Source organism: Rhizobium sp. Root274 (assembly GCF_001429245.1).
GTDB lineage: Bacteria > Pseudomonadota > Alphaproteobacteria > Rhizobiales > Rhizobiaceae > Allorhizobium.
This window is the reverse complement of record NZ_LMJE01000007.1, coordinates 850,223-863,930: the sequence shown is the minus strand read 5'-3', so window position 1 is coordinate 863,930 and position 13,708 is coordinate 850,223. Positions and strand designations below refer to the sequence as shown.

13 protein-coding genes are annotated in these 13,708 nt (G+C 60.2%); 3 read left to right on the top strand and 10 right to left on the bottom strand.

The window, feature by feature from the left end; all coding sequences use genetic code 11:
* Positions 1-322: 322 nt before the first annotated feature.
* The 5 genes from hemH to ASE36_RS13115 all read right to left on the bottom strand — a co-directional run bounded on the left by hemH (position 323) and on the right by ASE36_RS13115 (position 6,640).
* A complete protein-coding gene (gene hemH, locus ASE36_RS13135) occupies positions 323-1,357 on the bottom strand; it encodes a ferrochelatase (protein WP_062280047.1) in 1,035 nt (344 codons plus the stop codon).
* 126 nt (positions 1,358-1,483) lie between these two features.
* Entirely contained in the window at positions 1,484-3,415 is a 1,932-nt protein-coding gene (locus tag ASE36_RS13130; RefSeq protein WP_062280045.1) for a 5'-nucleotidase C-terminal domain-containing protein, read from the bottom strand.
* Between the two features lie 198 nt (positions 3,416-3,613).
* Positions 3,614-3,982 carry a hypothetical protein gene (locus tag ASE36_RS13125; protein WP_062280042.1) on the bottom strand — a complete coding sequence of 123 codons (369 nt, stop codon included), beginning with the start codon at positions 3,980-3,982 and terminating at the stop codon, positions 3,614-3,616.
* Between the two features lie 185 nt (positions 3,983-4,167).
* Positions 4,168-5,610 (bottom strand): homospermidine synthase, encoded by a 1,443-nt coding sequence (locus tag ASE36_RS13120; RefSeq protein WP_062280039.1) that lies wholly within the window; start codon positions 5,608-5,610, stop codon positions 4,168-4,170.
* 136 nt (positions 5,611-5,746) lie between these two features.
* Positions 5,747-6,640 carry a heme-dependent oxidative N-demethylase family protein gene (locus ASE36_RS13115; protein WP_062280036.1) on the bottom strand — a complete coding sequence of 298 codons (894 nt, stop codon included), beginning with the start codon at positions 6,638-6,640 and terminating at the stop codon, positions 5,747-5,749.
* A gap of 99 nt (positions 6,641-6,739) precedes the next feature.
* Between ASE36_RS13115 and ASE36_RS13110 the strand changes: the two genes are divergently transcribed.
* Together ASE36_RS13110 and ASE36_RS23295 are read left to right on the top strand one after the other, a co-directional pair.
* The gene (locus tag ASE36_RS13110) at positions 6,740-7,015 is read left to right on the top strand and encodes a CopG family ribbon-helix-helix protein (RefSeq protein ID WP_062280033.1); all 276 of its coding nucleotides are present in this window, start codon (positions 6,740-6,742) and stop codon (positions 7,013-7,015) included.
* A 5-nt stretch (positions 7,016-7,020) separates the two neighbouring features.
* Positions 7,021-7,317 (top strand): type II toxin-antitoxin system RelE/ParE family toxin, encoded by a 297-nt coding sequence (locus tag ASE36_RS23295; RefSeq protein ID WP_082511058.1) that lies wholly within the window; start codon positions 7,021-7,023, stop codon positions 7,315-7,317.
* An 11-nt stretch (positions 7,318-7,328) separates the two neighbouring features.
* On the opposite strand, the gene ASE36_RS13105 is transcribed toward ASE36_RS23295, so the two are convergent.
* The 5 genes from ASE36_RS13105 to ASE36_RS13085 form a co-directional block, all read right to left on the bottom strand.
* On the bottom strand, positions 7,329-7,613 hold the full coding sequence (locus ASE36_RS13105) for a YciI family protein (protein WP_062280030.1): 285 nt from the start codon (positions 7,611-7,613) through the stop codon (positions 7,329-7,331).
* A gap of 4 nt (positions 7,614-7,617) precedes the next feature.
* Positions 7,618-8,919, bottom strand: a complete 1,302-nt coding sequence (locus ASE36_RS13100) for a hypothetical protein (RefSeq protein WP_062280027.1) — start codon at positions 8,917-8,919, stop codon at positions 7,618-7,620.
* Positions 8,920-8,922: 3 nt separating this feature from the next.
* A complete protein-coding gene (locus ASE36_RS13095; protein WP_062280024.1) occupies positions 8,923-9,543 on the bottom strand; it encodes an aminotransferase class IV family protein in 621 nt (206 codons plus the stop codon).
* Positions 9,528-10,715 carry an aminodeoxychorismate synthase component I gene (locus ASE36_RS13090; RefSeq protein ID WP_062281357.1) on the bottom strand — a complete coding sequence of 396 codons (1,188 nt, stop codon included), beginning with the start codon at positions 10,713-10,715 and terminating at the stop codon, positions 9,528-9,530. The genes ASE36_RS13095 and ASE36_RS13090 overlap by 16 nt, the downstream gene beginning before the upstream one ends.
* 110 nt (positions 10,716-10,825) lie before the next feature.
* Positions 10,826-12,700, bottom strand: coding sequence for a methyl-accepting chemotaxis protein (locus ASE36_RS13085; protein ID WP_062280021.1), 1,875 nt, complete (start codon positions 12,698-12,700; stop codon positions 10,826-10,828).
* Positions 12,701-12,950: 250 nt separating this feature from the next.
* Here ASE36_RS13085 and ASE36_RS13080 point away from each other — a divergent pair, with 250 nt between their 5' ends.
* The gene (locus ASE36_RS13080) at positions 12,951-13,694 is read left to right on the top strand and encodes a helix-turn-helix transcriptional regulator (RefSeq protein WP_082511056.1); all 744 of its coding nucleotides are present in this window, start codon (positions 12,951-12,953) and stop codon (positions 13,692-13,694) included.
* Positions 13,695-13,708: the final 14 nt, after the last annotated feature.

Sequence of the window (13,708 nt, the reverse complement as noted above, 5' to 3'; positions counted from 1 at the left end):
AAAATCATAATAAAATTCAATTAGATGGAGAGGTGACGGACATCTCCTCACAGGCTGGACAGCTGCCGGTTGTCGCGATATGTCGCTTATTGCTGGTCAATGATTATGGGTTACATCGAGATTCCATAGATCCATCAACAGAATGCCTGGAATGTGCTCGCCGCCTGGAACAAGACCGAACGCGAGGGCGGCTCGCATTCCGGTTGTGTTTGCCGCTGCTGAAATATGACCGTCGCGCATTATCGCGTGCACCCATCCGGCGTCTGCGAACAAACTATCGCGGCAGGGGCACCGTGACGTGTGCGTGCCGCGATGCGTGTTTTCAGACCCAGCCCTGCAACTCACGGCGCACGACATTCTCGATCACGCGCATGCCGTTGTCGCTGTCGTTGAGGCAGGGAATATGGGTGAATTTCTCGCCGCCATGGTGGAGGAATTCTTCGCCAGCTTCGCCAGCGATTTCCTCAAGCGTTTCCAAGCAGTCGGAAACGAAGCCGGGATTGAGGATGGCGATGCGCTTGACACCTTCCTTGGCCAGCTTCTCGACGGTTTTATCCGTGTAGGGCTGCAACCATTCTTCCGGTCCGAAACGGGACTGGAAGGTCACCATCAGCTTTTCCTTCTCCCAGCCGAGATGGTCGCGCAGCAGACGCGTCGTCTTGTAACACTGGCAGTGATAGGGGTCGCCCTTCATGAAATAGGAGCGCGGGATACCGTGATAGGAGGTGATCACGAGTTCCGGTTCCCAGTCGAGGGTGGCGAGATGCTCGGTAATCGAGTTTGCCAGCGAGGCGATATAGACCGGATCATCGGCATATTGCGGCACGGTGCGCAGCGCCGGCTGCCAGCGCATCTTCAATAGCGCCTTGAAGGCCTCGTCATTGACCGTCGCCGTGGTTGCTGCCGCATATTGCGGATAGAGCGGATAGATCAGGATGCGTTCGCAACCGGCCTTCTGCATCTCGTTCATCTTGGCCTGGATCGCAGGCTGGCCGTAGCGCATCGCCCAGTCGACATGCACGTTCGGCAGGTCCTTCAGGGAGGCGGCGAGTTTTTCGGCCTGGCTGCGGGTGTAGGTGCGCAGATAGCTTTCGTCGAGATCCTTGTTCCAGATCTCTTCATAGGCCTTGCCGACCTTCTGCGGGCGCTTGTTCAGGACGATGCCGTAGAGGATCGGATACCAGAACCAGCGTGACCATTCGATGACGCGCTTGTCCGTCAGGAATTCCTCGAGATAGCGGCGCATGGACTTGTAGTCCGTGCCATCCGGTGTGCCGAGGTTGACGAGGAGCACGCCAACCTTGCCGAAATTGACGGGCGGATGGTCGGAGGGCCAGTGGGCGGGCATTGCGGTCATTGGGTTATCCTGATGATTTGCTGCAGTGAAGCAATACGTCGAAATATGGCACTGGGATCATCTGATAAAAGCAAAAGCCGGCCCGGGGAAGCCCGGACCGGCTCGAAGCGTATGCGGCGAACCGTCTTACTTCGGCGGCAGCTGCAATTCCTTGCCAATCGCGATCAGGTCCGGATTGCGCAGTGTGTTCGCCTCGGCAATCTTCTTCCACAGAAGACCGTCGCCATAGGTGGCCTTGGCGATCTTCCAGAGGCTGTCGCCAGCGACCACTTTGTAGGCGGTTTCAGCGACGGACTTGGCCGTTTCGGTTGCCGTCGGCGCCGGAGTGGTTGCTGCCGGTGCTGCAGGGGCCGAAGCCTCTGTTGTGGGGGCGGCAGGAGCGGCGGGGGTTTCGGTGGCAGGTGCTGCCGGCGCTTCAGCAGCGGGTGCTGTCGTCGTTGCCGCAGCCGCTGTTTCGGCGACGGTGATGCGTCCGTCGGTATAGGGCTTGTAGGGGCTGTTCTTGGCGATGTAGTCGGCGACTACGGTTTCGAGGCCCGGGCCGAAGTCATAGGCGTTCTGACCGCCGGTCGCGAAGACCTTATAGCCGTCGCCGCCGCCGCGCATGTAGTTGTTGGTGGCAACGCCATAGATCTTGTTGGCGTCGATTGCGACCCAGTTGTCGCCTTCCTTGACCTGGACATCCGAGACGCGGCTGCCAGCCGGCTTCGACTTGTCGAAGGTGTATTTGAGGCCCGAGACCTGCGGGAAGCGGCCGGCTGCTTCTTCCACCTGGCTCACGCCGTTTTCGAGGGCTGCAACAACGTCGGAGCCCTTCAGCTGGAAGGAGGCGAGCGTGTTCTGGAAGGGAAGAACTGTCAGCACTTCCCCCATGGTAACGGTGCCAGCATCGATCGAGGCGCGCAGACCGCCGCCGTTCTGGATGGCGATCGTCACGCCCTGGTCCTGCAGGCGGTCGACCATGGCATCGGCGACGAGGTTGCCCATGGTGCATTCGACAGCACGGCAGGTTTCGCGGGCGCCGTCGATCGCCTCGGCTGTCGAGCCGATTTCCTTCTGCTTGACCTCTTCGATCGGGCCGGCGAGTTCGGCGACCTTGGCGGTGAAGCCGGCATCGGGCGTTACCGAGGCATCGAGCAGTTTTGGCGCGCCGCTGGCGGCTTTGACCACTCCGGCATCGTCAAAGGTCACGGTCAGGTCACCGAGATATTTCGAATAGGCATAGGCCGTGACGATCGGCACGTCCTTGCCGGAAGGGCTTTTGACCAGCGTCGGATAGGGGCCGGCGGCCTTTTCGTCGGTCGAGGAAAGAAGCGTGTGGCTGTGGCCGCCGACGATGACGTCGATGCCGTCAACGGCTTTCGCGATCTCCTGGTCCTTGACGTAGCCGACATGGGACAAGAGCACGATCTTGTCGATGCCCTGGCCTTCGATCTCCTTCACAGCCTCCTTCAAGTAGCCGATCTCGTCTGCAAACAGGATGGCATCACCCGGCGAAGAAGTCTCGTCCGTGTCGGTGGCGAGCACGGAGACGACCGCGACCTTATCGGCGCCAAAGTCCTTGACGATATAGGGCTTGAACTTGTCGGCGACCGGCGAGTTGAGGCCGGCCAGCGTGTTGCCCGAAATCATCGGGAATTTCAGGGCGTCGATGAACTTGGCGAGCTCTTCCGGCCCGTCGTCGAATTCGTGATTGCCGATCGCCATGGCGTCGAAGCCGATGCCGTTCATGAACTCGGCGATCGGGGCGCTCTTGTAGGTCGTGTAGAAGAGAGACCCCTGGAACTGGTCGCCGGCATCGAGCGTCAGCACGTTCTTATCCGTAAGTTCGGCGCGGCGCGCATCGATCGCGGCCTTTACCCGTGCAATGCCGCCGAAGCATTCATTCTTGGCCGCATCGTCCGGGGAGCAGGTGGAATCAGACTTGTTGATCGCTTCGATGCGGGAATGCAGATCGTTGATGTGGAGAATGTTGAGTTCGAAATCGGCGAGTGCGGCGCCTGTGGAAAGGGCGAGCAAGGATGCGCTCAATAGGCCAATTCGCAAGTGTCTGAACATCGTCTGTCTCCTGTATTTATCCGTCTGTCACTGTCTGGCATGCGACTGTGACAGATGCATGCCGGCCGGGATGGCGAATGTTTTCATTAAGCCAAAGGCAGAGCAAGGAAAAAAGGAGGCAGCGGCTCATGTTAGAGAGCATCAAAAACGAAGAAGCGGCCGTGAGGCCGCTTCGATCTGCAGAGGTTTCAGCGGAGCTTAGGCGCGGCGGGCGAGGGAGAACTGGGCGCCGCTGTCGGAGGTGCAGTTAAGTTGCATAGCAGTGACCAGTGCGCAGTCAGCTCTGGTAGTCGTCTGCTTTACGTTAGAGAACAGGCTAATTTGGACAACGTTGTTGGGCATCATCGTGTAAGTGCCCGTCGCCATCACTTTATTCGAACCGTCAGTCGTTACGGTTTGCACTCGTCCCGCAGCGAATGTTGAAACGAAACCATTAGGATCAGTCCACGATCCTTCAACTGTTGGGGCTTGCTGAACGGTCGGGAGCTGGCGCGGAGGACCGGACGAGTAGCAGGACGTGAGGGCGAGGCCTGCAGCTGCCAGCGTCACCACGGTTTTGGTCTTCATCTCAATCTCCCACGATCTCGGCGGTTCGGCCATGCCGTCCGCCTTTCTGCGTTGTTGCAAACCATGCCGCGAAGCCTCGGGCAAAGCAAGGCACCGTGCTTACGTTCCGGCAGTTATCCCGGTCCGAGCCAAGGTGCGGAAAAGGCCCGCCGCAAGCGACGGACCTTGTTTCGGTCCTGAATGGTTCAGCGAACCAGAATGTTCCGGAACTGCCACGGATCCTTTTCGTCGAGGTCTTCCGGGAAGAGGCCCGGGCGACCATCGAGCGGGGTCCAGTCGGTGTAATGGCCCTCGACCGGGCCGAGATAGGGCGACTGCACTTCCAGGCAGCGCTTGTAGTCCATCTCGTCGGCTTCAACGATGCCGGCCTTCGGGTTTTCCAGCGCCCAGACCATGCCGGCGAGCACGGCAGACGTCACCTGCAGGCCGGTTGCGTTCTGGTAGGGTGCGATTTCGCGGGTTTCTTCCAGCGAGAGGCGCGAACCGTACCAGTAGGCGTTCTTCTCGTGGCCGTAGAGCAGCACGCCGAGTTCGTCGACGCCATCGACCAGTTCGTCTTCATCGAGAACGTGCAGGACCGGCTGCTGATTGCCGCCATTGCCGAACATCTCGTGGAGCGACAGAACCGCATCGTTGGCCGGGTGGTAGGCATAGTGGCAGGTCGGACGGTAGGTGACTTCGCCATCCTTCTCGACGGTGAAGTAGTCGGCGATCGAGATCGACTCGTTGTGGGTGACGAGGAAGCCGTATTGCGGACCCGGGGTCGGGCACCAGGTGCGGACGCGGGTGTTGGCGCCGGGCTGCTCCAGATAGATCGCAGCCTTGCAGCCCTTCTTGTGCTTCTTGGCGTTCTTCGGCATCCAGTTCTCATGGGTGCCCCAGCCGAGTTCGGCCGGCTGCAGACCTTCCGAGATGAAGCCCTCGACCGACCAGGTGTTCCAGAAGACGTTGAGCGGCTTCGGGTTCTTGGTCCGCTGGGTGTCGCGCTCGGCGATGTGAACGCCCTTGACGCCGACCTTCTTCATCAGCTTGGCCCAGCCTTCGCTATCGTTCTGGTCCGGCTCGTCGAACTTGATGCCGATCTCGTTGGCAAGGTTGACCAGACCCTGCTTGACGAACCAGGAGACCATGCCCGGGTTTGCGCCGCAGGTGGAAACAGCCGTCGTTCCACCCGGGTTCTTCGCCTTTTCCTGGCGCACGGTTTCGCGCAGCGCATAGTTGGTGCGCTCGGAATTTTTCATGTTCTTGTCGAAGTAGAAGCCGAGCCAGGGTTCGACGACGGTGTCGATGTAGAGCACGTCGAGCTTGCGGCAGAACTTCATCAGGTCGAGCGAGCCGGTGTCGACCGAGAGATTGACGCAGAAGCCCTGGCCTTCGCCTTCGGTCAGAAGTGGCTTCAACAGCTTCTTGTAGTTGTCCTTGGTGACGTGGGCCTGGATGTGCTTGATCCCGTGCTTGGCCAGCAGTTCGGCCTCGTCGTTGCGGGGATCGATGACGACCATCCGGCTCTTGTCGAACTTGAAGTGGCGTTCGATCAACGGCAGGGTGCCGCGGCCGATCGAGCCGAAGCCAATCATCACGATCGGGCCGGTGATCTCGCCATAAACCGGGAAGGTCTTTTCGCTCATTTATGTCTCCTTGGAGGCCCGCTTCTGTTGTTCGGGCCATGTTTCCGGCCTGTCACGTGCGGCCGGAGCGATACTGGCGGTTCTAGATCACAAAAATCTGACACAATAAAGAGTGCGCTGAGGGCGCCGGGGTCACTCAGATGCGATTTTCCGCCGCCGCATCTTGCCGCAGCCGCGCGACGAGCCGACTTCGCTGCCGCTCCAGCCCCTTATAGCGCAGCTGGGGCTCGGTCAGGCCTTCGAGCTGGTCGGCCAGTGAGGTCGCCAGACGCCTACCGTCCGGGTGCTTGCCGAACACGGTGACGGGGTCGAGATAGATCCGGATCGTGAAGACGATGGCGCCGGTCTCCGGCAGTTTCGTTAGGGTCTGGCGCTCGACGCGGACCACCGCCTCATCCGGTTCGGCGGCGTCATTGCGCCCCGTTTCCGGGTGGAAAAGCTTTTCCTTCCAATTGATCGACCAATTGAAGCGCTCCGCCGGCTGGTCCGGCAGCAAGTTGTCAAAGATGCGGTTGATCATCGCGGCATTGCGCGTCCCATCCTCGAAGCCCGGCACATGTTCATGCACCGCCTCCATCGGTCGGTCGAACTTCTCCGCAAGGGACCATGACGAAGGGAAGGAGAGGTGGGCGGCCGCGATGGACCATCCGGCGTCACGCTTCATCATGATGACGAGGTCATCCTGGATCAAGAGGCCGGCGCGCAGGAGCGGGAGCAGGGTTTCGTCAGCGAGATCGATGATATGGCCGGCGACCTGCATACGATTTCCGTCGCGGCGGTGCGTTTGCGGGTGGCATGTTCCGAGATGGGTGAGAAGGGCCGAGAGACATTCCCGCTGGGCGGGCAGGCTGTCGTCCGTTGCGCGAAAAACCGCATCGCGGAGGGTTGTAATCAGGTCTCGTTTTTCGCCGAGATAGCGGGGCAGGTCCTCATCCGGTTCGATCCAGCGGGCGGGATCGAGGGCGGACAGGCCGATGGTGAAGGGGCGCGATGGACCGGCATAGGGGGTGTGGGTGAGGTGGGTCGACATGGGCGATGGCTCGATTTGCCGTCAACCTGCCGGTTTGCTATCATGATGGCAAGGCGTTTTGAGTTCATTCTTCTGCGTCCAAATGTGGGAGTCCCATAGATGTCAAACCATGTTGAGCGGATGGCCCTTTCGCAAGAGACCCGATTTCGTCTGAAATCGACGGCAGCACAAAGTCACCGAGATGAAGGTGAGTTACTAGAAGAGGCTGTTGTAGAATATCTCGATCGGCGAGACATGGAGCTCTCTGCCGTTGAGGAGGGGCTGGCTATGGCCACTCATGAAGGCCTCATATCCCATGACGCAATGAAGGCATGGCTGCAAACCTGGGGCACGGACGAAGAGTTACAAGCCCCCGTTGTTGATCTCAGCCGGTAGCTCAGATGAAGGTCGTCTGGTCTACCACAGCACGGCAAGACCTCGTCCATATCAGACCCTATATCAACCGGTTCCACCCATCGGCCGCGCGTGGTGTTGCCAATAGGATCCTCGCGGCCGTTGAGGAAATATCAAGGCATCCGTATCTTGGCACCGGAACAAGTCTCGTAGCCGTCCGACGACTCGTGGTTTCAGGCGCGCCATATGTAATCTACTATAAATTGTCCGCCGAGCGGATCGAGATCCTGGAGGTTTTCGACGGGAGGCGTGCCGTTCCGCGGACTATGGCTGCGGACGAATGAGCGGGACAAGCTCAGCCCTTCAACGCCCCCAGCCCGGTCGCCGTCCGGGTCACCGCCACGTCCGTCACCTCATACGTCGCCACCCCCTCGACCGTGAACGGGTCCGCCGCGACATAAGCTTCCACCTCGGCGCGCTCGCCTTTTGCCAGGATCACACCTCCCGTGCGCGGGTTCTTGCGCCCGGAGGCGAGGAACATACCACTCTCGTAGCCGGCATTCACCCAGTCCATGTGGGGCGCCATGAAACGGTCAGCTTCTTCGGTGGGCTTCACATAGGTGAGGGAGAGGATGAACATGTGGCTAGCTCTTCTGCTCGGCGAGCGGGCTGTTATTTCTTGCTGACAGCCAAAGAACGCAAGATGCGGCGGCATACAAGGGTAGTATCCGGTGATGGTAACGGTCCGGCGGACCTGACAGCAAGGCGAAGAGCGCGTCGTTGGCGAGACACATCAGGACGATGACGAAGAACCATTTGCGCATGTCTTCGGTTGAATTGCGCCACCCCAAGGCGATGGCTGCGATACATGCCGCATAGAAGACGAACCTCAATACTGTCAGCAGAGTGCGCGTCTTGTTGTCTTGCCAGAGACCCTGTGCCTGTAGTGAGCTGTCATAGGCTGGCGGCATGGGCTCGCTCAGAACAGCGTTAAAGTCCAGCTTCGTACCCGGCCCGAAAAAACTGAAAAAATCTTGCGCTACGACAAGAGCAGTCACGAATGGCCGATACGTCATACCTTCGAGAATGATGGCCTTTGCATGATTGCGCTCGAAGTCCATGAGGTCAAAACGCTCTTTGAGGATTCGGGCCAAATCCCAGAAATAGTCACGCCTGCCGGCCGTCTCCGGGTTCTGTTTCAAATCCTCTACCAAGACCGCCGCTTCGCAGAGGACTTGCTTGCCGGAGCGATCACATTCATGCCGCAGCAGCTCCGGATGCACCGAAAACAATCGTGCTGCCAGAAATGTTTTACTCATAGGAGGCGAGTCGGGAAAATACTTGCTGTTCACGAACGCATTGGCACTGACCATCATGATTATGGCCAATAAGGTCAGACGGATGGCTTTCAGACCAAACAGGAAGGCTGCAATCAGGATGAACGTGATGGCCAATGGCAGGCCGCTGCCATGCCCCGCGAGGAGCAATCCGGCGGCCAAGCCGAGGAACGGACTGGACCATTTGACGGAGAAGACGAGAAACACGACCGCCGGAAAGAACCATGCGTCCACCAGGACTGCGCTGGTGTAAATCGGCTGCAATGCGGCTGCGGCAAATGGCAATATCAGCCATGGCTTGCGCATGTGGAAGCCGTAGATCAAGACAAGCCAGGCCGCTGCATTGACGACCGCATTGAACAGAGGCAGCGCCCAGTACCCCATCACCCGGTATAGTGGAAAAATCAGGATCGGTGGCACCTTTGATCTGATCCAGCCCACCCCCTGACCTGAATATCCTATCGAGTCTTCCATCACGAGTGGGAAGCGATTGATCAGCGCCGGCATTAGAAACGCCAGGGTCAGCGCAATTCCGAGGAGGGCGAGCTGCCAACCATACGTTCCAGGGGATCTTTTAGCACCTGGCGCTGTTGCCATCGTGAACGCCATGTTTCACTCCACCAGTTCAGCGCGGATCAGCCCGCGTAGGGAGTTGCCGACGAAAAGCCTGCGGTGGCGCAGGTCGTTGAGTTTGAGCACTTCGCCTCTGGCCTTTCGTTCGCGGATCAGTTCGGCGCGCAGCACGCCCGGCAGAAGCCCGCTGGTGAGCGGCGGGGTGAGCAGTGTGCCGTCGGCCGCCTCGGCAAAGAGGTTGGTGATCGTGCCCTCGCAGACCTCGTCACGCTCGTTGAGCAGAAGAACCTCGTCCGCCTCCTCCTTTGCATACTCGGCGCGGGCGGCCTCATAGGGTTCGCGGCGGGAGGTCTTGTGGCGGAAGAGACTGTCTTCCGACTGCAGCCGGGTTTTCGCAATCTTCAGGCGCCAGACCTTCTCCTCGGGTTCTGCCTCAAACGGCGTCACGGTGATTTCCATCTTGCCGCGAAAGCTCATCACAAGGCGCACGCGAAGGGCCTTGTCGCCCGACACCTCTTTCTCAAGCTTTCCCTTCGGATCCTGCGGCTGACGAAATCCGAGCGCGTCTGCGGAGCGAGCCAGCCGGCGCATGTGCTGGTCGAGCCGCAGGAAGCCTGCGTCCGGTTGCCAGCGTAGCGTCTCGATCAGCGAGAAATCCATTGATCACCCAGGGCAAAGCGCGCCTTCAACAGGCATTCCTCGTATTCGGCCTCTGCCTTCGAATCAAAAACGATGCCGCCGCCGACATTGAAAACGGCTCGCCCGGTCTTGAAAAGGGACAGCGTGCGGATGGCCACGGAAAAACGCATGGGGCCGGTGGGGTCGCACCAGCCGATCGCGCCACAATAGATGTCGCGAGGGCCTGCCTCGAGTTCGTGCAGGATGCGCATGGCCCACATCTTGGGCGCGCCGGTGACGGAGCCGCAGGGAAAAAGGGCGGCCATGATCTCCGGCAAGCCAATTCCGGGCGACAGTTTTGCCCTGACATAACTCACCATCTGATGGACAGTTGGATAGGTCTCGATCGAAAAGAGTTTGGGTACCGACAGCGTGCCGACGTCGGTGATGACGGAGACGTCGTTGCGCAGGAGATCGACGATCATGCGGTTTTCGGCCTGGGTCTTTTCGTCGGCCAGCATGGCCGCGATGATCGTCTCGTCTTCCTCAGGCGTTGCGCCGCGCGCGGCCGTGCCCTTCATGGGGCGCGTCTCGATCCAGCCCTTTTCGTCGACGGAAAAGAAGAGCTCCGGCGAGCGTGACAGGATGATCGGATCGCCGAAATCGATCAGTGCGCCGTAATGGACCGGCTGGCGCCCGACCAGCGACCAAAAGGCGGCGCGGGGATCACCGGACCAGCGAGCCTCGATCGGCATGGTCAGGTTGGCCTGGTAACAGTCACCCTTGCGCAGGTGATGATGCAGGCGCTCGAAGCGCTCGCGGTAGCTGTCGAAATCCCATCCGGCCCTGGGATTGGTCAGGAAGGGGGCATTGGGGATGTTGGAGGGTGGCTGGGCCAGCGGATGGTCGTCAGGCGCGGGCTTTTTGAACACGCCCATCGCAATCAGCGGAGTTTCGCGCCCGTTCTCGATCAGCGGAGTGAGCTTCTCCTCGAAAGCAAAGCCCGCTTCATAAGAGAGATAGCCGGCCAGCCATTTACCGCTGCGCCGCGCCTCTTCTAGGCGAATGAGAGCGGGTTTGATCTCATCCACGGTGCGCGCGACCACCAGTTCTTCGGGGTCTGCGAAGAGCAGGCTGCGGCCGGTCTTGTCGTCACGGAACAGGGCATGGGGCGCCGACGGCGCGTCGATCGGGGAAAGCGGGCTGTCGTGCATCGCGGTGTCTTCGCATATCACGCGAAGCTTCACAACCAGGGGCGCGGCATGCGAGGTCGCGAACAAGCGGCCGGAACCAAAAGCCCCGGCCGCAGTCTTGTGGAGAATGCTCAGGCAGCGCGCAGGCTGCTGCCACGTTCGCTGTAGGTCGACGTGTTTGGGCTGTCCACACCGGCACTGAGCGTGAAGCGGGAAATCAGATCGTGGAGCAGGACGGCCTCGGATGCCAGCGTGTTCGAGGCGGCGGTGGCCTCTTCGGCCATGGCAGCATTCTGCTGGGTCTGCTGGTCGATCTGGTTCACCGCCGTATTCACCTGCACCAGCCCGGTCGACTGCTCCTGGGCCGAAAGCGCGATCGAGTCGATATGGTTGTTCACCACCGCCACGCATTCCTCGATCACCTGCAGGGCCTTGCCAGTGCGGGCGACGAGGTCCACGCCGGTACCGACCTGCTGCGTCGAGCTGCGGATCAGTTCCTTGATTTCGCGAGCGGCCTGGGCGGAGCGCTGCGCAAGCTCACGGACTTCCTGTGCGACGACGGCAAAACCCTTGCCGGCTTCGCCCGCTCTGGCCGCCTCAACGCCAGCATTGAGTGCCAGGAGGTTGGTCTGGAAGGCGATCTCGTCGATTACGCCGATGATGCTGGAGATCTGGCCAGAGGAGGCCTCAATGGTGTTCATGGCTTCGACTGCGGTGGTGACCACCAAGCGGGATTCGGTCGCCGCACGGTTGGCCTCTGCCGCAGCGGCACGGGCCTGTTGTGCAAGCTTGGATGAATTGGCGACATTGACGGTGATCTCATCAAGCGCCGCCGCCGTCTGCTCAAGAGCTGCTGCCTGCTGTTCCGTGCGCTTGGACAGCGCGTCGGCCGAATGGTCCAGTTCGCGCGAGCCGGCATCGATGGAGCGGCTCGACTGAGAAACGGCGTGCAAGGTTTCGCGCAATTGTTCGACCGTGCGATTGAAGTCCTGGCGCAGTTCCTCAAAGGCCGGCGCAAAGGCCTCGGTGATTCCCGAACTCAGATCGCCTTCGGCAATGCGCCGCAGGCCTTCTCCCAGGGCCTTCGTCGCCTGCGTCATCTCTTGAGCCGCCTGGCGGTCGCGCTCGATGGTCGCCCGACGCTCGGCTTCGGTGGCGTTGCGATTGGTTTCGGCCTGGCTCTGCAGTTCGAGCGTATGCAGGCTGTTGTCTTTAAAGATTTGCAGGGCCTGGGCCATCTTGCCGATCTCGTCGCGACGGTTCGTTTCCGGCACTTCAACGGTTAATTCGCCTTCCGCAATGGTGGCCATGCGGCTGGTCAGCACACGCAGTGGGGCGCTGACGCTTCGCTTGAAGATGACGAAGCCGAGGGCGAAGATCAGGAGCGCGCCCCCGAACATGGAAAGGACGGTGCTCTTTTCTGTCCAATCCGCATAGTCTCGCAACTCTTCCGCTTCGGTGTCTGCGGCCCTGCTGGTGTCCGTCGCGAGGGTAAAGATCGCGGCGGTCACGGGCGCGAAATGAGGCTGGCACACGCGTGCATAGGTATAGACGGCATTGAGGATCGCGTCAGAGGTCGTGGCCGTCGAGCCTGCCGCGATTGCCGGGGCGCAGGTTTCCTGCAGCAATGTCAGTGCGTCCTGCTCCAGTCGGCTCAGGGTTTCATGGCTCTGGGTGAAACGGCTGTCGGTCGGCAGGGCTACGGCGGCGGCCTCCATATTTTTCTCGAAGCTTGCCTTCGCCTCCCGAAGCGTCTTCTGCGCCTGCTTTATGTCTGCAGCCTGCGGCATCATCACGATATCGCCAAGCGCGGCGCGGGCCTCATTGAGGTTGCGGTTGGCACGGGTGAGCAGCATGGCAGCCTTGTTCTCTTCGCCGAGCAATCCGTCGTAGGCCGTCGAGATCTCGTGCAGACGTCTGCCGGCATAGTCGGCCATGCCGATGGCGAGCGCTAGAAACAGCGAGGCGATGAACGTAAACTTTGCTCCAATTGATATGTTCTTCATTTGCGGACCCTTCCGACTTTAACTTTGTCGACTAGTAAATCTCGCAATTGCAGCAAAAGCGCCTGCTGGGTTAAGCAGTTGTCAACCGTAGAGTGCTAGGGGTCTACTGGGCGCATACCGAACGGGCCGTAAAACTACAAGCGATGTTCGGAAACGGCACAATCCACCCCACATTTTCGGTCATACGGTCTCAGCCGAGGCGCGCTTCCCCCATCCGTCTTTGCGCGCGCGGTTAAGGCTTGTCGCCAGCATGCCGGACTCGCGGAGATGGAGAACGCCTATTCCTGAATTTGACCTCACTTCGGCTGTTCGCTCGATCATTTCCGCAGACAGTATCGAGAACCTGTTTGAAAACTGTCTTAGGAGTTACGACGCCCTGGGCTTTAGCGAGTTCACCGTCGGCGGTTTCGACCTTGCCACCGGAAATCCGCTGCCGTGCGAGCGAATGACGACACTCGATGCCCGGACGCGCGAGGCCTATCGTCTCGAAGTGGTCACTGTCGACCCGATCATGGAGCGTGCGGTGAGGACAGGTGCTGTCGTTCAGTGGGACTGCAGCAGCATTGGCGGCGAAGAGAAGAGCGGCCGGTTCCACGAATTTCTGCAGGATCTGGAGCTTCGAAGCGGTTTGAACATGCCCTTGCATGCGTCCGGCAGCGAATGGTGGGGTATCGTTATTGCATCGCGCGTGCCGCGCATGATCTCCCCGGATCTTGTCAGCCAGGCCTTTGCGCTCTCGGCGAGCGTGCTTTTGAAGCGGACCCTTCTGCTCGCGGCCGAGGCAGCCCCCCGTATCACGGACGATCCGCGGCTCGAACTCTTGTCGGCCGAGCAACGCGAGATCCTGCGATGGATCACGCAGGGCAAGTCGAATGCCGATATCTCGCTGATCCTCGGTCACAGCAAGCGCGCCGTTGATTACCACGTGGCGCAGATTTTGCGCAAACTCGGTGTCGCAACCCGAACCCAGGCGGCGGCTCTGCTCGCCACCTAGGTTCTACAATAGCC

Excerpts from the sequence above, each read along its gene's own strand:
- ASE36_RS13105 (WP_062280030.1), bottom strand. The coding sequence starts at position 7,613 with ATGTTCATCCTCTCCCTCACCTATGTGAAGCCCACCGAAGAAGCTGAC.
- ASE36_RS13090 (WP_062281357.1), bottom strand. The coding sequence starts at position 10,715 with ATGCACGACAGCCCGCTTTCCCCGATCGACGCGCCGTCGGCGCCCCAT.
- ASE36_RS13120 (WP_062280039.1), bottom strand. The coding sequence starts at position 5,610 with ATGAGCGAAAAGACCTTCCCGGTTTATGGCGAGATCACCGGCCCGATC.
- ASE36_RS13080 (WP_082511056.1), top strand. The coding sequence starts at position 12,951 with ATGCCGGACTCGCGGAGATGGAGAACGCCTATTCCTGAATTTGACCTC.
- ASE36_RS13100 (WP_062280027.1), bottom strand. The coding sequence starts at position 8,919 with ATGGCGTTCACGATGGCAACAGCGCCAGGTGCTAAAAGATCCCCTGGA.
- ASE36_RS13085 (WP_062280021.1), bottom strand. The coding sequence starts at position 12,700 with ATGAAGAACATATCAATTGGAGCAAAGTTTACGTTCATCGCCTCGCTG.
- ASE36_RS13115 (WP_062280036.1), bottom strand. The coding sequence starts at position 6,640 with ATGTCGACCCACCTCACCCACACCCCCTATGCCGGTCCATCGCGCCCC.
- ASE36_RS13130 (WP_062280045.1), bottom strand. The coding sequence starts at position 3,415 with ATGTTCAGACACTTGCGAATTGGCCTATTGAGCGCATCCTTGCTCGCC.
- ASE36_RS23295 (WP_082511058.1), top strand. The coding sequence starts at position 7,021 with ATGAAGGTCGTCTGGTCTACCACAGCACGGCAAGACCTCGTCCATATC.
- ASE36_RS13110 (WP_062280033.1), top strand. The coding sequence starts at position 6,740 with ATGTCAAACCATGTTGAGCGGATGGCCCTTTCGCAAGAGACCCGATTT.
- ASE36_RS13125 (WP_062280042.1), bottom strand. The coding sequence starts at position 3,982 with ATGAAGACCAAAACCGTGGTGACGCTGGCAGCTGCAGGCCTCGCCCTC.
- hemH (WP_062280047.1), bottom strand. The coding sequence starts at position 1,357 with ATGACCGCAATGCCCGCCCACTGGCCCTCCGACCATCCGCCCGTCAAT.
- ASE36_RS13095 (WP_062280024.1), bottom strand. The coding sequence starts at position 9,543 with ATGGATTTCTCGCTGATCGAGACGCTACGCTGGCAACCGGACGCAGGC.